Consider the following 18,498-nt stretch of genomic DNA (forward strand, 5'->3'; position numbering starts at 1 on the left):
GCCGGCGGCTCCTCCGGCGGCGCCGCGGTCGCCGTCGCGGCGGGGTTCCTCCCGGCGGCGGTCGGCTCGGACGGCGGCGGCTCGATCCGCATCCCCGCCGCCACGGTCGGCATCGTCGGGGTGAAACCCTCCCGCGGGCGCTTGCCGGTGGGGTCGGGCCTCGACTCCCCCGGCGGACTGCCGGTGCACGGTCCGCTCGCTCGTACCGTCGGGGATGCGGCGGTGCTGCTCGACGCGCTCGTCGCGGGCCGCCCGTACCGCTATGCCACCGGAGCGGCGGGAGAGGGGCCCTTCACCGCCGCGGTCGACGCCGCAGTCGGCGGCCCGGTCGCGGGGCTCCGCGTGGGGGTGACCCTGATATCGCCGTGGGACGACGCGGCGGACATCCGCCTGGACCCCGCCGCGCGCGAGGCCGTCACGGCGGCCGCGGACACGCTGGCGACGCTCGGGCACACGGTGACGGATGCGGCGTGGCACCCTCGCGGCTACGCCGAACTGTTCCGCATCCTGTGGCGCGCGAGCGCGGCGCGGCTGCCGCTCTCCGACGCGGACCTGGGGCGCGTAGAGCCCATCACGGCGTGGCTCGTCCGGGAGGGCCGCGCGCTGCCCGCTGAGACGCTTCTCGGCGGTCTCGCTGCGGCGACCGCGTTCGAGCGGGAGACCATCGCCGCGTTCGCGGACTACGACGCGGTGCTCACCCCGGCGCTCGCGCTGCCCGGACGCCCGGTGGGGTCGTTCGACCCGGTGGACGCGGAGCGCAACTTCATGCAGCAGGTGGAATACGCCCCGTACTCCAGCTTCGTGAACGTCGCGGGGCTCCCCGCGCTCGTGCTCCCGGTAACGCGCGACGCGTCCGGGCACCCGGTGTCGGTGCAACTCGTGGGTCGCCCCGGCGGCGAGGCGGCGATCCTGGGACTCGCCGCACAGCTCGAGGCCACCCGCGGCCCGCTGCCGCATCCGCCGGTCTGGTGACGGCGGTCCCGCTGCCGCGCTTCGCACCCGCTCCCCTGACGCAAACTGCGACGCATTCGCACCACAAGCGACAGGCGAACGCGCCTCGCACCCGCTCCCCTGACGCAAACTGCGACGCGCACCCATCACAAGCGACAGGCGAACGCCGAGGCGCGGGCAAGGCGCACCGCGATGCGACGGAGGGACGCCTCAGGCGTCGCCGGCGAGGGCGGCGAGACGCTCTTCCTCGTCCGCGCTGATGAGCGAGTCGATCACGGGTTCGAGGGCGCCGTCCATGACCTGGTCGAGGTTGTAGGCCTTGTACCCGGTGCGGTGGTCGGCGATGCGGTTCTCGGGGAAGTTGTAGGTGCGGATCCGCTCGGACCGATCCATGCCGCGGATCTGCGACTTGCGCGCATCGGCGGCGACCGCCGCCTGCTCCTCCTGTTGGCGGGCAAGAAGCCGGGCACGCAGCACGCGCATACCGGCCTCGCGGTTCTGCAGCTGTGACTTCTCGTTCTGCATCGACACCACGATGCCGGTGGGCAGGTGGGTGATGCGCACCGCGGAGTCGGTCGTGTTGACCGACTGACCGCCCGGCCCCGACGAGCGGAACACGTCGATCTTCAGGTCGTTCTGGCTGATCTGGACCTCGTCCGGCTCATCCACCTCGGGGAACACCAGCACGCCCGTGGTGGAGGTGTGGATGCGGCCCTGGGATTCGGTCGCGGGAACCCGCTGCACGCGGTGCACGCCGCCCTCGTACTTCAGGTGCGCCCACACCCCCTGTGCGGGATCGGTCGAGGAGCCCTTGATCGCGACCTGGACGTCCTTGTAGCCGCCGAGGTCGGATTCGGTCCGCTCCAGGAGCTCCGTCTTCCATCCCTTGGAGGCGGCGTACTGCAGGTACATGCGCAGCAGGTCGGCGGCGAACAGGGCGCTCTCGGCTCCGCCCTCGCCGCCCTTGATCTCCATGATCACGTCGCGCGCGTCGTCGGGGTCGCGCGGGATGAGCAGGCGCCGGAGCTTCTCCTGGGCCTCATCCGCGCGGGTCTCGAGCGAGGGCACCTCGGCGGCGAACGCTTCGTCCTCACGGGCGAGCTCGCGCGCGGCGGCGAGGTCCTCGGACGCCGCCACGTACGCGGAGTGCGCGGCGACGATCCGCGACAGCTCCGCATAACGGCGGTTCACCCGCTTGGCACGGGCGGCATCGGCGTGCACCGCGGGGTCGGAGAGTTCCTCCTGCACCGCGCGGTGCTCGTCGATCAGCGCCTCGACCGAGGCGAACATGCCGGAGTCGGACACGTCCGGGTCAGCGGATGCTGTTCTCGTGCGCGTGGCCGCCGGCGCCCGGCGCCGGGATCGACTTCTGCATCTGCACGAGGAACTCGACGTTCGACTGCGTCTCCTTGAGCTTGCCGAGCACGACCTCCAGTGCCTGCTGGGTGTCGAGGCCGGCGAGAGCGCGACGCAGCTTCCACGTGATCTTGACCTCGTCGGCCGAGAGCAGCATCTCCTCACGGCGGGTCGAGGACGCGTTCACGTCGACGGCCGGGAAGATCCGCTTGTCGGCCAGCTGGCGCGACAGACGCAGTTCGCTGTTGCCGGTGCCCTTGAACTCCTCGAAGATGACGTCGTCCATCTTGGAACCGGTCTCCACCAGCGCGGTGGCGAGGATGGTCAGCGAGCCGCCGTTCTCGATGTTGCGCGCTGCGCCGAAGAAGCGCTTGGGCGGGTACAGCGCCGACGCGTCCACGCCACCGGAGAGGACGCGACCGCTCGTCGGTGCCGTCACGTTGTACGCGCGGCCGAGGCGGGTGATCGAGTCGAGCAGCCCGACGACGTCACGACCGAGCTCGACCAGGCGCTTGGCGCGCTCGATCGCGAGCTCGGCGACGGTGGTGTGGTCCTCGGCGGGACGGTCGAAGGTCGAGGCGATGACCTCGCCCTTCACGGTCCGCTGCATGTCGGTGACCTCTTCGGGCCGCTCGTCGACCAGCACCACCATGAGGTGGACCTCGGGGTTGTTGGTCGCGATCGCGTTGGCGATCTGCTGCAGCACGATGGTCTTACCGGCCTTCGGGGGCGCGACGATGAGGCCGCGCTGGCCCTTGCCGATGGGGGCGACCAGGTCGATGATGCGCTGGGTCAGCTTCTCCGGCGCGGTCTCGAGACGCAGGCGCTCCTGCGGGTACAGCGGGGTGAGCTTGCCGAACTCGACGCGGGTGGCGGCGTCCTCGGCCGAGAGGCCGTTGATCGCGTCGACCTTGACGAGCGCGTTGTACTTCTGGCGACCCTGCTGCTCGCCCTCACGGGGCTGCTTGATGGCGCCGACGACGGCGTCGCCCTTACGCAGGTTGTACTTCTTGACCTGACCGAGCGAGACGTAGACGTCACTGGGCCCGGGCAGGTAACCGCTGGTGCGCACAAACGCGTAGTTGTCGAGCACATCGAGGATGCCGGCGATCGGGATGAGGACGTCGTCCTCGCCGATCTCGGGCTCGAACTCGTCGGTCGGGGCACCGCCGCGACGCTTGTTGCGCTGGCGCCCACGACCCTGCTGCTCATCGTCGGCGGCGTCGTTGTGCTGCGGGCCGTTGTTCTGGGGCGCGTTGTTCTGCGCGGCCTGCGTGTTCTGGCCGGCCTGTGCCTCGCCGCCGGTCCCGCGCTTGTTGCGGTTGCGGTTACGGCTACGGCTACGGCTACGGCTGGACTGGTCGCCCTCGCCGTCGCCGGGCTCGGTGCCCTGCTCGCCGGCGGTCTCGGCGACCTGCTCGGTGGGCTGCTCCGCGGCGGCGGGAGCCTCCGGCGTCTCGACGGGGGCCTCGGGGGCGGCCTCGGCGGCGGCCTTCTCGGCGTCGGCCTTCGCCTTGGCACCGCGCGAGCGGGTGCCACGGGCGGGACGCGTCTTCGCGGCCGGTGCGGCCTCCTCGGTGGGCGTGGCGTCGTCGGTCGCCGGGGCCGCGCTCTCGACCGGGGCGGCAGCCTCGACCGGGGTGCTCTCGATCGGCGCAGTATCCGTGGCGGGCGCGGCATCCGTGGCGGGCGCAGCGGCCTCGACGGTCGCAGCCTCCGCGGCGACAGCGAGGTCGGCGCTCTTGGCCCGGCGCGGCGCGCGCTTGCGCGGCGCCTTCACCGGTGCGGCGTCGGCCGCGGGGGTCTCGGCCGACGGCTCGGCGGCGGCGGGCGCCGCATCCGGAGTCGTGGCCTGGGTGGAAGCCGCGTCGACGTTCTCGTCGACGTTCGGCTCAGTGGTCTGGATCTCGGAGATGGACTCCACGAGTGCTCCCTTGTGACGTGTGGAAATGCGCTGATCGCCGCGCACCGACGTCATCGAGCCGGGGCGTACGCCTCGTAACGATCAGAGGCAGACTGCCGGGGCTCTCGGTCAGTTGCGAGGATTGGCGCGGGTTCGCAGAATTGCGACGGAGGCCAGATACACGATGGTTACGTGGCACCCTCCGCGTTGTCCCTCACTGTACCACCCTTGAAGTCGACGGCGAGCATGAGGGCTTCCCACGGTGTGTCCGCATGCGAGGCCACGAGTTGCGCGGCCTCGAGACGCCGACCGGGCCCGTCCGCGAGCACGAGGACGCTCGGTCCCGCCCCGGAGACGACGGCAGCGAAGCCGGCCGCGCGCAGCGCCTGCACGAGCTTGTCGGTCTCGGGCATCGCCGCCGCACGATAGCTCTGGTGCAGCTTGTCCTCGGTCGCCGCCATGAGCAGCTCTGGGCTTTGCGTGAGCGCCGCGATGAGCAGCGCCGAGCGCGACACGTTGAACACCGCATCCTCACGCGAGACGTGCAAGGGCTGCAGGCTCCGCGCCACCGAGGTCGACATGGTGAACTCGGGCACGAACACGATGGGCGAGACACCGCGGTGCACGAGGAGCTTCTTGTGCTGCGGACCCGAGGCGTCGACCCACGCGATCGTCAGCCCGCCGAACAGGGCCGGCGCCACGTTGTCGGGGTGCCCCTCCAGCTCGGTGGCGAGCCGCAGCAGCGTATCCGCGTCGATGTCGACGATGCCCTCGAGCAGGCCCTTCGCGGCGAGGAGACCGGAGACCACCGCGGCACCGGACGAGCCGAGGCCACGTCCGTGCGGGATCACGTTCCGACCCTCGAGCCGGAGGCCAGGGAGCACCTGCCCCATCGCGTCGAAGGCGTAGGCGATCGAGCGCACGACGAGGTGCGTCGCGTCGCGCGGCACCGCGTCGGCACCCGCCCCTTCGACCTCGATCTCGAGGCGGCCTGCCTCGAGCGCGGTGACCGTCAGCTCGTCGTACACGCTGAGGGCGAGCCCCAGCGTGTCGAAGCCGGGGCCGAGGTTCGCGCTGGTGGCGGGTACCCGCACCGCGACGCTGCGCCCCACGGCGACAGCGGACTGGGTCACGCCGACGCCTCGGGCTGCAGCTGCAGGACGGAGGCGACCTCCGACACCGTCGCGTCGACGACCGTGGGGGTCACCTGCCCGCCGTCCGCGGTGCGAAGGGCCCACTGCGGGTCCTTCAGACCGTGACCGGTGACGGTGAGGACGACGGTGGCGCCCTTCGGGACGATGCCCGCCTCGGCCCGGTCGAGCAGGCCTGCCACCGAGATGGCGGATGCGGGCTCGACGAAGATGCCGACCTCGCCGGCGAGCAGTTTCTGCGCGGCGAGGATGCGGTCGTCCTCGATGGCGCCGAACCAGCCGTCGGTGGCGTCGCGTGCCTCGAGGGCCAGCTGCCAGGATGCCGGGTTGCCGATGCGGATGGCGCTGGCCACCGTCTCGGGGTTCTTCACGACCTCGCCGCGCACGAGCGGTGCGGAACCCGCGGCCTGGAACCCGAACATGCGCGGGATCTTCGTGGACACGCCGCGCTCGGCCTCCTCGCGGTAGCCGCGGGTGTAGGCGGTGTAGTTGCCGGCGTTGCCCACCGGGATGAAGTGGAAGTCGGGGGCGTCGCCGAGCTGCGAGACGACCTCGTACGCGGCCGTCTTCTGTCCGTCGATGCGGTCGGGGTTGACCGAGTTGACCAGGTGCACCGGGTACGTGTCGGCGAGCTCACGGGCGATCTCGAGGCAGTCGTCGAAGTTGCCGCGGATCTGGATGAGCGAGCCGTTGTGGGCGACAGCCTGGCTGAGCTTGCCCATGGCGATCTTGCCCTCGGGCACGAGCACGGCGGCGGTGATGCCGGCGTGCGCGGCATAGGCCGCGGCGGAGGCCGAGGTGTTACCGGTCGACGCGCAGATGACGGCCTTCGCGCCGTGATCGATCGCGCGGGAGATCGCGACGGTCATGCCGCGGTCCTTGAACGACCCGGTCGGGTTCATGCCCTCGTACTTCACCCAGACGTCCGCGCCGGTGAGGCGCGACAGTGCCGGTGCCGGAAGGAGCGGGGTTCCGCCCTCCCCCAGCGTGACGACGTTCGAGGTCTCGGTCACGCCGAGTCGGTCGGCGTATTCGCGGAGGACTCCGCGCCAGACGTGTGCCATGTCAGTCTCCTTCTACCCGCAGGACCGAGACGACGCGCTCGACGACGCCGCTCTCGGCGAGCCGCTGTACGGTCTCGCTCAGGTCCTGCTCTCGTGCCTTGTGCGTTCCGATGACCAATCGCGCCTGCGCCGCACCCGTTTCGGTGTCGGTCGCGGTCGCGGTGCCCGTCGTGGGGTCGATGACGGTCTGTTCGACCGTGGCGATCGAGACCCGGCCGTCGCTGAGGATGCCGGCGATCGTGGCGAGCACGCCCGGCTGGTCTTCCACCTCGAGCGTGATCTGGTAGCGCGTCACCGCGCGGCCGATCTCCAGCACGGGCAGGTTGGCGCGGGTCGACTCGCCGACGCCGACACCGCCGGCGATGTGGCGGCGGGCGGCCGAGACGACGTCGCCGAGCACGGCGGACGCGGTCTGCACGCCGCCGGCACCGGCGCCGTAGAACATGAGGGAGCCGGCGGCCTCCGCCTCGACGAACACGGCGTTGTTCGCGCCGTGCACGCTCGCGAGCGGGTGGGTACGGGCGATGAGGGCCGGGTAGACGCGCACCGAGATGGCCTCACCGGATGCGGACGCCTCGGCCTCGCCGGTCAGTCGCTCGCACACCGCCAGCAGCTTGATGACGTAGCCCGCATGGCGGGCCGCATCCATCATCGCCTTGTCGACGTGGGTGATGCCCTCGCGGTGCACGGCGTCCAGCGGCACGGCCGTGTGGAAGGCGAGCGAGGCGAGGATCGCCGCCTTCTGCGCGGCGTCGTAACCCTCGATGTCGGCGGTCGGGTCGGACTCGGCGTATCCCAGTCGCTGCGCGTCGGCGAGCACATCGCTGAACTCGGCGCCCTCCGCATCCATGCGGTCGAGGATGTAGTTGGTCGTTCCGTTGACGATGCCCATGATGCGCTTGACCCGGTCGCCGGCCAGTGAGTCGCGCAGCGGCCGGATGATGGGGATGGCGCCGGCGGCGGCGGCCTCGTAGTAAACCTGGGCGCCCACCTGGTCGGCGGCGTCGAAGATCTCGGTGCCGTAGGTGGCGAGCAGCGCCTTGTTGGCCGTGACGACGTCGGCGCCGGAGTTGATGGCCTGCAGCAGGTAGGTGCGGGCGGGTTCGAGCCCGCCGATGAGCTCGATGACGATGTCGGCTCCGACGATGAGCGATTCGGCGTCGGTGGTGAACAGCTCCTGCGGCAGATCGACGTCGCGCGGGGCGTCCACGTCGCGCACGGCGATGCCCGCGAGTTCCAGCGTGGCACCGGCTCGGTCGGCGAGCTCGTCGGCGTGGCGGAGCAGCAACGAGGCGACCTGGGATCCGACGGCCCCGGCCCCCAGCAGCGCCACGCGCAGGTTGCGGTAGTCGATCATGCCTCCCCTTCCTTGGCGGGAACGCCGACGTCGCGGGCGAGCAGGTCGTCGACCGTCTCGCCGCGCACGATCACACGCGCGGTCCCGGCGTGCACCGCCACCACCGGGGGGCGGGGCACGTAGTTGTAGTTGCTGGACAGTGAGAAGCAGTAGGCGCCGGTCGCCGGCACGGCGAGCAGGTCGCCCGGGGCGACGTCGCCCGGCAGGTACTCGTCCTCGACGACGATGTCGCCGGACTCGCAGTGCACGCCGACGACACGGGTGAGGGCGGGCTCGGCGACGCTGGAGCGCGACGCGATGCGGGCGGAGTACGCGGCGCCGTACAGGGCGGTGCGCGGGTTGTCGCTCATGCCGCCGTCGACACTGACGTACAGGCGCGTGTGCGCGTCATCGACGCGGACGGGCTTGGTGGTGCCGACCTCGTAGAGAGTGACGCCCGCGGTGCCGACGATCGCGCGGCCGGGTTCGAAGGCCAGCTCCGGGACCGGGATGGCGCGGGTGAGGCATTCGCGGGCGACCGCCGCGACGATGCCGTCCGCGAAGCTCGGCGTGGAGGTCCATGACGCGGGCGGCGGACTCCGCAAAGCCGGCCACACCGAAGATCTGCGACCCGATGTGGCAGTGCAGGCCGAGGAAGCGCAGGCCCGGCACCTCACGGATGCGGGCGACCGCGGCGGGTGCCTCGCTCAGGGCGAAGCCGAACTTCTGGTCCTCGTGCGCGGTGGCGAGGAAGGCGTGCGTCTCGGCGTGCACACCGCTGTTCACGCGCAGGAGCACCGACCGCACGGCGCCCTCGCGGGCGGTGATCGCGGCAAGGCGGTCGATCTCGTCGAGGCTGTCGACGATGATCGTGCCGACGCCGACCTGCACCGCGCGGGTGAGTTCGGCGACGCTCTTGTTGTTGCCGTGGAAGCCGAGGCGTGCGGGCGCGGCACCGCCGGCGAGGGCCACGGCGAGCTCACCGCCGGAGCACACGTCGACGTTCAATCCTTCGTCGAGCACCCAGCGCACGACCTCGGTGGAGAGGAACGCCTTCCCGGCGTAGTAGACGCGGGCACGGGTGCCGTGCGCGGCCGCGGCGCGCTCGAACGCGGCGCGGGTGCGGCGGGCGCGGGCACGCACCTCATCCTCGTCGAGCACGTACAGCGGGGTGCCGAAGGTGGCGGCGAGGTCACGCGCACCGACGCCGCCGAGGACCAGTTCGCCCGCGTCACGCGCCGCGGACGCGGGCCACACCTGCGGGGCGAGCGCGTTGGCGTCTTCCGGAACGGCGAGCCATGTCGGCGCGAACGGACGGGCGGGCGAGGCGGACACGGTGGGACCAATCGGATGGGTGGATGACGTGCACTGCCGGGGCGGGACACCGGGCGCGCGGATCCCTTGCAGTCTAGGGGATGACGTCGGCGCCCCCTGTCCCCTCGCCGCATCCGCGGCCCCCGCACCGCGAGACCACATTCGTTTCGCGAGACTCCATGAGAACGGATGTGGCCTGGGCGATCGGATGTCGTCTCGGCGTGGCGCCGGGCTCAGGAGCAGGTGCCCTTGGCCTGCAGCGCCTCCTCAGTGAGGGTGGTGGCGGCGATGTCGAAGCCGGCCACGAGCCGGTCGCCGGTCACCGCCACGTCCGCCAGGGCGAGCGGCGCGGGCAGGTACTGCGCGATGCACACCCGCCATTCCCGCAGCATGCCGTCGGCGAGGCCGCCGAGGCGGTCGCGCAGCTCGTCCGCGCTCACCTCGGCGTCGGCGAGCGTGAGGCTGTCGGGCGTGAGGACGAGGTCGCCGGCCGCGGCGCCCGGGCGCAGTCCGATGCCGATCGGGATGGCGGCGCCGAACACCCGCACCTCAGTGGATGCGGTCACGTCGGGGTCGGCGAGGCCGACGGCGTCGGCCGGGAAACCGTCGACGGTGCCGAGCAGCGCCTGCAGCTGCGCCGCATCCAGGGTCACGCTCGCCGCTCCCCCGCTGATCGTGGGGTCGCCGCGGAACGCGAGGTCGCGGACGGTCACCGCGACGGAACCGGAGAGGTCGTCGATCCGAAGGTCCGGTGCCGAGACCGTGGCCTCGTCGATGGTGCCGCGCACCAGCTGAACCAGCAGGATGCCCGGGATGTCCACGTCGATGCTCGATGCGTCCGAGACTCCGAGGCTCGCGACGGCCTGCTGTTTCACGGCGCGCGTGACGATGTCACGGGCGAGCCACTCACCGGCCAGGGCGGCTGCGACGAGCAGCACCACGAGCACGATGAGCGCGATCAGCCAGCGACGGCCGCGGTGCCGGCGACGCGGCGGAGCCACCGGCTCGGCGGCGAGCGGAAGCGTGGGCTGCGTCGGGCCGGTCATCCGGTCACATCCGTTCGGGGGCGCTCACTCCGAGCAGATCGAGTCCGTTCCGCAGGACCTGGCCGGTCGCGTCGTTCAGCCACAGGCGGGTGCGGTGCACCGACTCCACCGGGTCGTCGCCCTGCGGGATGACACGGCAGTTGTCGTACCAGCGGTGGTAGAGGCCGGCGAGTTCCTCGAGGTAGCGGGCCACCCGGTGGGGCTCTCGCACGTCGGCTGCGAACGCGACGATGCGCGGGAACTCCTGCAGCGCACCGAGGAGCGCGCTCTCGGTCTCGTGCGTGAGCGTCTCGGGGGCGAACTCGCCCCGGTCGACACCCGACGACTCGGCGTTGCGGGCCACGTTGTGGGTGCGGGCGTGGGCGTACTGCACGTAGAACACCGGGTTGTCGTTGGTGCGCTTGCGCAGCAGCTCCGGGTCAAGGGTGAGCGGCGAGTCCGCCGGGTACCGGGCGAGCGAGTAGCGCAGCGCGTCCGTGCCGAGCCATTCGCGCAGGTCGTCCATCTCGATGATGTTGCCGGCGCGCTTGGACAGGCGTGCCCCGTTGACCGACACGAGCTGGCCGATGAGCACCTCGATGTCCTTCTCCGGGTCGTCGCCGGCCGCACCGGCGAGAGCCTTCAGCCGGTGCACGTAGCCGTGATGGTCGGCGCCGAGCAGGTAGATCTTGTGGGCGAAACCGCGGTCACCCTTGTTGAGGTAGTACGCGGCGTCGGCGGCGAAGTAGGTGTACTCGCCGTTGGACCGACGGATCACGCGGTCCTTGTCGTCGCCGAACGCGGTGGTGCGCACCCACACGGCGTCGTCCTGGTCGTAGACGTGACCCTGCGCGCGGAGGCGATCGACGGCCTCGTCGACGAGGCTCGGGCCGCCGTCCGCGGGCTTGTCGTGCAGGATGCGCTCGCTGAACCAGACGTCGAAGTGCACATTGAACTGCTCGAGCGACGCCTGGAGCTCGCCGAGCTGCAGGCGGTAGGCGACCTCGCGGGCGGTGACGAGCCGCTCCTCGGGGTCGAGGTCGAGCAGATCGGGCCGCTCCGCGAGCACCCGCTGCGCCAGGGCGTCGATGTACGCACCGGCGTAGCCGCCCTCGGGTGTGGGCTGTCCCTCCGCCGCGGCAAGCACGGACAGCGCGAACCGCTCCATCTGCGCGCCTGCGTCGTTGATGTAGAACTCCCGCACGAGAGTCGCACCGCTGGCGAGCAGCAGACGCGCCATGGCGTCGCCGAGCGCCGCCCACCGGGTGTGGCCGATGTGGAGCGGCCCGGTGGGGTTCGCCGAGACGAACTCCAGGTTGATCGTGTTGCCCCGCTGCGACTCGTTCGTGCCGTACGCCGCACCCGCATCCACGATGGTCTTCGCGAGGGCGCCGGCGGCCGCCGCGTCCAGGCGGATGTTGATGAACCCGGGCCCGGCGACCTCGACCGATGCGATGCCGGGGGTCTGCTCGAGACCCTCGGCGAGCCGCGCGGCGAGTTCGCGCGGCGCGATGCCGAGGGACTTGGCGAACTTGAGCGCGATGTTCGACGACCAGTCGCCGTGCTCGCGGTTCTTGGGGCGCTCCAGCACGATGTCGGATGCGGTCACCTCGGCGCCCGCGCCCGCTCGTCGCTCCTCGGCGAGCGGGACGAGGACGGCGAGGAGTGCGGCGGAGAGCTGTTGGGGATCCATAGGCCTTCTATCCTACGGTCGCGCCTCCCCCGTTCCCGTGAGTCCCCGCGTTCCCCCGGCCAGACGTCACTGCTGTCCCGACGCGCCCGAGACGGCACACCCGGACGGCTCGCGCGCCGGCGGTGGCCCTCAGGCGAGCTGCACGAGCGAGGTGTAGTCGTCCTCGGCGCCGGCCGCATCCTCGACCCGGGCGTCCACGCGCAGGTGCGGCATGAGCAGCGACCCCCCGTGGTAGCTGAGGAACGCACAGTCGGCCGCATCCCGACCCGTGGCGATGCGCACGAGTGTCGAGCGCGGGGCGAGCCGGGTGGCGTCGATGACATACCAGGCACCGTCGAGATAAGCCTCGGCGACGGCGTGGAAGTCCATCGGGTCGAGGTCCGGGGCGTAGCAGGAGGTGTAGCGGGCGGGGACATCCATCGCCCGCAGCATCGCGATCACGAGGTGCGCGTAGTCGCGGCACACCCCCTGGCCGGTCATCAGCGTCGTGACGGCACTGTCGGTCCCGAGGCTCAGCCCAGGCGTGTAGGTCACGCTCGACGCGACGAAGTCCTCGACCGCCGTGAGCAATTCCACCCCGCCGAGGCCGCGGAACTGGCGGCGCGCCTGGGCGAACACCTCGTCCGACTGGCAGTACCGGCTCGGCCGGAGATACGTGATCGTGTCGAGTTCGCTGAACCGGGACGGGCCGGATGCGGCGGCGATCGTCGCGGCATAGCGCACCTCCAGCAGCCCCGCCTCTGCCGTGAAGCGATGAAGGCGGCTTCCGCCCTGGTCGACGAGCTCCGCCGCCGTGTAGGTGCGCTCACCCTGCCGGAACGTGAGGGTTTCGCTGATGAGCGGGACATTCTGCGCGGTCGCGATCTGGAAGATGAGATCGACGGATCCCCCCAGATCCAGGTCGAGTTCGGCGGTCACGGCGCGCTGCATCGGGCCATCCTCGCACGGCGCGGAACACCGGAACCCACGGGTGTATGAAGAAGTTCGGCGCAGACGACCCCACGGGCTTTCGAGTCGACGTACGCTCATCCGGTGACCCGAGTCCACCGTCCTTCGCCGCGCCGTTCGTTGGCCGCGATCGTCGGGCTGGCCGTGGCGATCGCGGGGGTGAGCGCGGTGGCGCTGTGGCACCCGTGGAGCGCCGCGCCCGTGGCCGGCCCCGCCGCTGCCGGCGGCACCGCCGCCGCGGTCGCGGTGGAGCCGCTGGACCTTCCCGATTCTCCCCGCGTGCTCGTGTTCGGCGACTCCTGGACGTACGGCTCGGCTGCCACCACCCCTGAGCTCGGCTACGCCTACCTGCTCGCCGACCTGCTCGGCGGCCAGACCATCGTCGACGGGGTTCGCGGCAGCGGATACCTCGTGCCCGGCCTCGACGGCGGCACCTTCGGCGAGCGGATCGCCGACCTCGACCCCACGGCCGACCCCGACCTCGTGATCATCGAGGGCTCCATCAATGATCGCAAGGTGGCCGCCACCGGGTACCTCGATGCGGTCCCCGCGGCATGGGATGCGCTCGAGGCCATCTACCCGGAGGCGACGATCGTCGTGCTGGGACCCGCCCCACAGGTGCTCCCGGTCGAATCCGCGACCGCACGAATCGACGAGGACCTCGCGGGCCTCGCCGCGAAACGCGGGTGGGCGTATCTCTCCCCTCTCGCGGAGGACTGGATCACCCCCGCGAACTACGGCTGGATCATCGACACCGGCATCGGGCGGAACCACCCCACCACCGCGGGCCACGCCTACCTCGCCGAGCGGGTCGCCGCCGATCTCGATGCGCTCCGCGCGTCCCCCGCATCCGACGGCGCGATCGCCTCGGACGGAACCTCAAACTAGTTAACCAGCCTCCTGCGCTCGTTAACCGTTTCGGTCGTGTACGTTGACGGGGTGGGCAGGTTCATCTATTCCGACGCAGCGTCGTCCTTCGACATCGACGATCGGGTTCTCGCGCATCTGCGCATCGTCGTCATGAACAAGTTGCGGCGCAACGAACCGTTCATGTTCCATCTCGACCGCACCGACGGGCTCGGTCCCAAGAGCGTCTGGGTGCACCCCGCGGTGCCGCTGGTCTTCCATTTCTTCGGATCACGCCAGCCGGTCATCAACCGGGCCTGGGTGGAGGACCTGATGGCCGAGGCGAGCGGACCGAACGGCCTGACCCTCTTGCCCGAACCGGAGCCGGCGACGCCCGAGGCCGCGCCCGCGCGCTGAGCCGGTCAGGCACACTCCCGGTCGATCGCGCTCGTGATCCGGCCGAGGAACGCGGCGATCTGTTCCGCGGTGTCCGCGGGGAGAGCGTCAGCCATCCGCTTGACCTGCGCCGTCAGCGGGTCGAGCTCCTCGACATCGGCGGTGCGATCCGCCGGCACGACGAGCTTGCTCCGGCCGTCCTGCGGATTCGGCCGGAAGGCGAGCAGTCCTCCGGCGTGCATCCGATCGAGCATCCCGGTCACGGCAGCCGTGGAGATACCCAGGTGCGCGGCGATCGTGGTGGGCGTCGCCTCCTCGCCGCTGTCGGCGCGGTCGTACACGAAGCGCATCGCGGCGCGCGCATTCTCACTCGGACCGCAGTCGTTCTGTCGACGTCGAGAGAGCCGCGACTCCGCCAGCCGCAGGCGCTCCGTCGCGCGGGCCACCTGCTCGGCGGGGGTGCCGTCTTCTTCGGACTCGGGCATCTGTTCCTCTCGCGCGGATTCGGGTCCGCGCTTAACCATTTTAGTTAACTAGGTTCGCTAGTTCCGATAATACCTCAGCGGCCGGAATTCTCTTCCATTGCATTCCTTCATCCGCAGCGGTCGATGTCAAGCGCGTGAGCGGCACTCCCGATCGCCCCTACTCTCGGGACACACGCATGAGGGAGGGCACATGGCGGGACCGGGGAGCGGGGCGGATGCGGAGACCGTGCATGGCCGCGACGAGACGAGCGAGGAGCGCGCCGATCGCAACTGGTCCGAGATCCTGCAGGAGCTGCGTGCGGTGCAGACGGGGACGCAGATCCTCACCGGCTTCCTGCTCGCCGTCGCCTTCCAGCCGGCGTTCGCCGAGCTCGCCACACAGGAGCGCCTGGCCTACCTGGGTCTCGTGGTGCTGGCGGGGATCGCCACGATCGTCGCGCTCGCGCCCGTCATCATGCATCGAATGCTGTTCCGCCAGCGTCAGAAGGAGCGTCTGGTGCGCATCGGCAGCGGCTGCCTGATCGCCCTGCTCGCCGTCGTGTCCGCGCTGGTCGCGGGCGTCACCGCGTTCATCGTCGATGTGACCGTGGACCGCACCGCCGGCGTCATCACCCTCGCGGTAGCGATGGTCATCGTCGGGGCGGTCTGGTTCGTCGTGCCACGCCTCGGGCGGCCCCGCGCACGCTGAGCGCGGGGCCGGACCGGTTCAGACCCCGACGAGTTCCTTCTGCGTCGCGTCCCGTTCGGCATCCACGGGCGGGACGGCGTCAGCCGCAGCCGGCGACGGCGATACCGCGTCCGGAATGACGACCTCGATCGCGGTACGGGGCGGCCGGATGGCGTCGACGATCATGACGAGCACGAGCGAGACGATGCCCCAGATCCCCAGGACCAGCAGGTGCGCGCCGACGGTGTCGCCGCCGAAGTACAGGATCGATCGGATGGCCTCGAGGGCGGCCGGCATGGGCAGGATCTGGTGGAGCCGCTGGAAGGCGTCCGGCAGCATGTACACCGGCAGCGTGCCGCCGGACGCCGGCATGCCGAGGAACATCAGGATGCCGATCACCGGCAGGAGCGCCAGCATCCCCAGGAGACGCTCCAGCAGGGTCGCGAATAGCGAGACACAGAAGATCGCCAGCGCGCCCGCCCCGAACATCGGCCAGAAGTGCCCACTGATCGCCCCGACGATCGGAGCCGCGATGATCCACACGTACGCCGAACCGACGAGCGACCACACGGCCAGCACCGGCAGCAGACGCTTCAGCGGGCGGAGCGCCGGCATCGCGTTCGCCGAGACGACAACGATGAGGAAACCGCCCATCACCCACCCCATGGCCAGGTAGATCAGCGAGGTGCCGTTCGGGTCGCCGGCCGGAAGGGGCGAGACGTCCTCTGCCTCCATCGGCAGCTGCTGCGCCGCGGTGATCGCGGTGAACACCCGGGTCACGATCTGCTGTGTTGTGGTCCCCGCGGCACCGTTGCTGATGAGCACAGCGGTGGGCGACTCGGCCGAGGGCAGGACGAAGGCGCCGGCGAGTTCGCGGTCGTAGACCAGATCGCGAGCCTCATCCGCATCCGTCATCACAGTGAACGCGAAGACGTCGTCGGTCTGCTCGGTCAGCGCATCGGCCATCTGCTCGGCCTGCTCCGTCGGCCCGACGATCGCAACCGGGACGTCGGTGGGCGTCGTGCTGTGCATCGCGCCGAGCATGACCGAGATCATCATCGTCACCATGAGGAACGGGAGCGCGAACAGCATGCCGTAGCGCCACCCCTTGGAACGCGGACGCTTTCCGGAGTGCAGGGCAGGCATATTCAACGCCGCCTGAGGGCGGTTCGGATTGCGCTGATGCCGGACGGTGTCGATCGTCAGGGTGAGCAGGAGCCCGCCGAGCGCCCCGATGACGAGGACAAGGATGTGCAGGCTCGCACCGGCACCGTCGAGGTAGAGCACCGAGCGCAGCGATTGACCGATCGCAGGGGCGGGCAGGAAATTCTGCAGGAAGCCGTAGATCGGCGGCATGGTGTGGATCGACATGCTCAGACCCGACGACGGCACCCCCAGCACCATGAGCAGCAGCATCGAGGCGAGCGCCGCCATCGGTCCGAGGATGCGGGTCAGGAACAGCTGCACGCTTCCCACGGCGAACACGGACAGCCAGGCGACGCCCATGAGGGGAAGCACGACGTCGCCGGGGACGACGTCGAGGATGGGGCCGGTCACCAGCGCGATGAGTCCGGCGATGATCGCCGCCCAGCCGGCCAGCAGCGGGACCGCACGACGCAGACGCAGCAGCTCCGGTGAGTTGGAGTACACGAAGCTGAAGGGCAGATAGCCCGCCATGAGCAGCGCCGACATCATGAAGATCGCGCCGAGTCCGGCGGTATCCGTGGACGGCAGCGGCAGGAGGTCCTCCGTCTGCAGCGTGAGGCCCTGCTCGATCACCTCAGGGGTGACGAGCTTGGTGACGGTGGACGCCTGCGAAGACCCGAACGCACCGGCGGTGTAGAGGGTGGCGGTGCCGTTCTCGATGACCACGGCGCCGGCCGCATCGCCGTCCGTGACCCGCTCGGTCGCGAGCGCCGCGGAGGAGAGTACGTCCAGGTCCACGGCGTCGGGATCGGCGTCCTCCAGCGCGGTCACGAAGCCCTCGACGGCCTGCGAGTCCCCGGCCACCGCGATCGGCATGTCGTGCGGTGTCGGCGCGTGCATCGCGAAGAGGTAACCGCCGATCAGCATCGACAGGATCAGGAGCGGCATGACGAACACCGCCACCAGGCGACCGACGTTCTCCCGTTTGGCCCGCATCGCCGCCTGCTCATCGGGCGACAGCGAGGCAGCGTGCGCCGCCTTGGACTCGGCGCGGGTGCGCGGGCGTGGGTCGGCGGGCGCTACGGCGTCGTCGACGGTCGGGGGCGTGAGGTCGGTCACAGGGGTCTCCAAGGCGTCTCCGCCATTATTTAAGTCACGTGGCGTAAACTCATTGAATCCGATCATCCTTGTGAATCAGCTGGGACGGCGAGCGAAGCGGAGCGGAAATGGGACGGCACAGCGAGCGCGCCCGTGATGCCCTCATGGACGCAGCGGAACAGCTGTTCGCGCTGCACGGCATCGAGGGGGCGTCGAACCGGCAGATCGCCGAGCTCGCCGGGCAGGCGAACCACTCCGCCGTCGCCTACCACTTCGGCGGGCGGGAAGATCTGCTCCGTGCCCTGATCGCGCGGCACCGGCCGCCCATCGACGCGCGGCAACGGGAGCTGATCGAGGCGCTCGCCCCCGCCGCGACTGTGCCGGAACTCATCGCGTGCCGGGTGATGCCCTGGATTGAGATGCTCTCGGACCTGCCCCGGCCCACCTGGCGGGCGCGCTTCCTCGCGCAGCTGCCGAGCCTTCCGGCCATGACCGAGCTGATCGCAGGACTCAGCCCGACCGGCGCGGGCTCCCGCTCCGCGACCGAGCTCAACGCCCGGCTCGTCACCGCCCTGTCGGACGTACCGGTGAGCGTGCTGATGGGACGGGCGGCCATCCTCGGCCAGATGGTGCTGACGACCTGCGCCGCGTATGAACGAGACGTAGCGGCCGGCGTGCGCCGCCCGGACTGGATCGGCGTCGGATACTTCCTTGTCGACGCGAGCGCCGGCATGCTCGCCGCTCCCGTGACGCATCGCAGCGAGGTGCCGTCCTCCTTCGCCGCCGCACTGGTCTGATCGAGGTCAGTGCCCGGAGAGGTTCAGGTCATCCGGGTCGACCTCGACATCGCCGGCGTCATCCGGCCCACCGGTGCCGGGTGCGACGCGCACCTGCTCCGGGTCGATGTCGTCGTCGATGCCGTCCGGCAGCGGGTCGTCCTGCTTGCGTTGCGTCTCCGTCTCGCTCGCAGGACTGTAGGTCGTGTCGGCACGCACCGCCTGTTCCTCGGTGTGCTTCGGGTGCTCGTTCCGCTCATCGCTCATATCGCCGCATCCTCTCGTCTCTCCTCCCGGCGACGGTAGGCGGAGCGGCGGCGACCCGCGTGAGGCTTGACAGGCG

16 protein-coding genes and 1 pseudogene are annotated in these 18,498 nt (G+C 70.8%); 5 read left to right on the forward strand and 12 right to left on the reverse strand.

Annotation, left to right across the window (positions count from 1 at the left end):
* Nucleotides 1–972 (forward strand): amidase (locus tag NT132_RS05245; RefSeq protein ID WP_297785881.1); only part of this gene is annotated, 972 nt, incomplete at its 5' end.
* 189 nt (nt 973–1,161) lie between these two features.
* Here NT132_RS05245 and prfA read toward each other — a convergent pair.
* The 9 genes and pseudogenes from prfA to NT132_RS05290 all read right to left on the reverse strand — a co-directional run bounded on the left by prfA (nt 1,162) and on the right by NT132_RS05290 (nt 12,723).
* Nucleotides 1,162–2,241: a peptide chain release factor 1 gene (gene prfA / locus NT132_RS05250; protein ID WP_297786146.1), complete on the reverse strand. Its 1,080-nt coding sequence runs from the start codon at nt 2,239–2,241 to the stop codon at nt 1,162–1,164.
* 22 nt (nt 2,242–2,263) lie between these two features.
* On the reverse strand, nt 2,264–4,231 hold the full coding sequence (gene rho / locus NT132_RS05255; RefSeq protein ID WP_297785884.1) for a transcription termination factor Rho: 1,968 nt from the start codon (nt 4,229–4,231) through the stop codon (nt 2,264–2,266).
* A gap of 167 nt (nt 4,232–4,398) precedes the next feature.
* Nucleotides 4,399–5,343, reverse strand: a complete 945-nt coding sequence (thrB, locus tag NT132_RS05260) for a homoserine kinase (protein WP_297785886.1) — start codon at nt 5,341–5,343, stop codon at nt 4,399–4,401.
* Nucleotides 5,340–6,425 (reverse strand): threonine synthase, encoded by a 1,086-nt coding sequence (thrC, locus tag NT132_RS05265; RefSeq protein WP_297785889.1) that lies wholly within the window; start codon nt 6,423–6,425, stop codon nt 5,340–5,342. Before thrC ends, thrB begins: the two co-directional genes overlap by 4 nt.
* A gap of 1 nt (nt 6,426) precedes the next feature.
* Nucleotides 6,427–7,782, reverse strand: a complete 1,356-nt coding sequence (locus NT132_RS05270; RefSeq protein ID WP_297785893.1) for a homoserine dehydrogenase — start codon at nt 7,780–7,782, stop codon at nt 6,427–6,429.
* Nucleotides 7,779–9,096, reverse strand: a pseudogene (locus tag NT132_RS05275) (alanine racemase). Before NT132_RS05275 ends, NT132_RS05270 begins: the two are co-directional and overlap by 4 nt.
* Before the next feature lie 212 nt (nt 9,097–9,308).
* Entirely contained in the window at nt 9,309–10,121 is an 813-nt protein-coding gene (locus NT132_RS05280) for a DUF2993 domain-containing protein (RefSeq protein ID WP_297785896.1), read from the reverse strand.
* 4 nt (nt 10,122–10,125) lie between these two features.
* The gene (argS, locus tag NT132_RS05285) at nt 10,126–11,793 is read right to left on the reverse strand and encodes an arginine--tRNA ligase (RefSeq protein ID WP_297785899.1); all 1,668 of its coding nucleotides are present in this window, start codon (nt 11,791–11,793) and stop codon (nt 10,126–10,128) included.
* Nucleotides 11,794–11,922: 129 nt separating this feature from the next.
* Nucleotides 11,923–12,723, reverse strand: a complete 801-nt coding sequence (locus NT132_RS05290; RefSeq protein ID WP_297785902.1) for a transglutaminase family protein — start codon at nt 12,721–12,723, stop codon at nt 11,923–11,925.
* Between the two features lie 102 nt (nt 12,724–12,825).
* On the opposite strand from NT132_RS05290, the gene NT132_RS05295 reads away from it, so the two are divergent.
* Both NT132_RS05295 and NT132_RS05300 read left to right on the forward strand, forming a co-directional pair.
* On the forward strand, nt 12,826–13,629 hold the full coding sequence (locus tag NT132_RS05295; protein ID WP_297785904.1) for an SGNH/GDSL hydrolase family protein: 804 nt from the start codon (nt 12,826–12,828) through the stop codon (nt 13,627–13,629).
* A 51-nt stretch (nt 13,630–13,680) separates the two neighbouring features.
* Nucleotides 13,681–14,004, forward strand: a complete 324-nt coding sequence (locus tag NT132_RS05300; protein WP_297785907.1) for an ATP-dependent DNA ligase — start codon at nt 13,681–13,683, stop codon at nt 14,002–14,004.
* 5 nt (nt 14,005–14,009) lie between these two features.
* On the opposite strand, the gene NT132_RS05305 is transcribed toward NT132_RS05300, so the two are convergent.
* A complete protein-coding gene (locus NT132_RS05305; RefSeq protein WP_297785910.1) occupies nt 14,010–14,468 on the reverse strand; it encodes a MarR family transcriptional regulator in 459 nt (152 codons plus the stop codon).
* A 190-nt stretch (nt 14,469–14,658) separates the two neighbouring features.
* Between NT132_RS05305 and NT132_RS05310 the strand changes: the two genes are divergently transcribed.
* Entirely contained in the window at nt 14,659–15,156 is a 498-nt protein-coding gene (locus tag NT132_RS05310; protein WP_297785913.1) for a DUF6328 family protein, read from the forward strand.
* Between the two features lie 18 nt (nt 15,157–15,174).
* Here NT132_RS05310 and NT132_RS05315 read toward each other — a convergent pair whose 3' ends face one another.
* Nucleotides 15,175–17,412: an ABC transporter permease gene (locus NT132_RS05315; RefSeq protein ID WP_297785916.1), complete on the reverse strand. Its 2,238-nt coding sequence runs from the start codon at nt 17,410–17,412 to the stop codon at nt 15,175–15,177.
* 95 nt (nt 17,413–17,507) lie between these two features.
* Here NT132_RS05315 and NT132_RS05320 point away from each other — a divergent pair, with 95 nt between their 5' ends.
* A complete protein-coding gene (locus NT132_RS05320) occupies nt 17,508–18,176 on the forward strand; it encodes a TetR/AcrR family transcriptional regulator (protein WP_297785919.1) in 669 nt (222 codons plus the stop codon).
* A 6-nt stretch (nt 18,177–18,182) separates the two neighbouring features.
* Here the strand turns inward: NT132_RS05320 and NT132_RS05325 are convergent, their stop codons facing one another.
* Nucleotides 18,183–18,422, reverse strand: coding sequence for a hypothetical protein (locus NT132_RS05325; RefSeq protein WP_297785922.1), 240 nt, complete (start codon nt 18,420–18,422; stop codon nt 18,183–18,185).
* Between the last annotated feature and the right edge of the window lie 76 nt (nt 18,423–18,498).

The sequence above is a fragment of the Microbacterium sp. genome, from assembly GCF_026393345.1.
Classification (GTDB): Bacteria; Actinomycetota; Actinomycetes; order Actinomycetales; family Microbacteriaceae; genus Microbacterium.

What these genes read in the sequence shown, in the direction of transcription:
- prfA (WP_297786146.1), bottom strand. Translation starts at nt 2,241, where the DNA reads ATGTTCGCCTCGGTCGAGGCGCTGATCGACGAGCACCGCGCGGTGCAG.
- thrC (WP_297785889.1), bottom strand. Translation starts at nt 6,425, where the DNA reads ATGGCACACGTCTGGCGCGGAGTCCTCCGCGAATACGCCGACCGACTC.
- NT132_RS05270 (WP_297785893.1), bottom strand. Translation starts at nt 7,782, where the DNA reads ATGATCGACTACCGCAACCTGCGCGTGGCGCTGCTGGGGGCCGGGGCC.
- NT132_RS05280 (WP_297785896.1), bottom strand. Translation starts at nt 10,121, where the DNA reads ATGACCGGCCCGACGCAGCCCACGCTTCCGCTCGCCGCCGAGCCGGTG.
- argS (WP_297785899.1), bottom strand. Translation starts at nt 11,793, where the DNA reads ATGGATCCCCAACAGCTCTCCGCCGCACTCCTCGCCGTCCTCGTCCCG.
- NT132_RS05290 (WP_297785902.1), bottom strand. Translation starts at nt 12,723, where the DNA reads ATGCAGCGCGCCGTGACCGCCGAACTCGACCTGGATCTGGGGGGATCC.
- NT132_RS05305 (WP_297785910.1), bottom strand. Translation starts at nt 14,468, where the DNA reads ATGCCCGAGTCCGAAGAAGACGGCACCCCCGCCGAGCAGGTGGCCCGC.
- NT132_RS05310 (WP_297785913.1), top strand. Translation starts at nt 14,659, where the DNA reads ATGGCGGGACCGGGGAGCGGGGCGGATGCGGAGACCGTGCATGGCCGC.
- NT132_RS05320 (WP_297785919.1), top strand. Translation starts at nt 17,508, where the DNA reads ATGGGACGGCACAGCGAGCGCGCCCGTGATGCCCTCATGGACGCAGCG.
- NT132_RS05325 (WP_297785922.1), bottom strand. Translation starts at nt 18,422, where the DNA reads ATGAGCGATGAGCGGAACGAGCACCCGAAGCACACCGAGGAACAGGCG.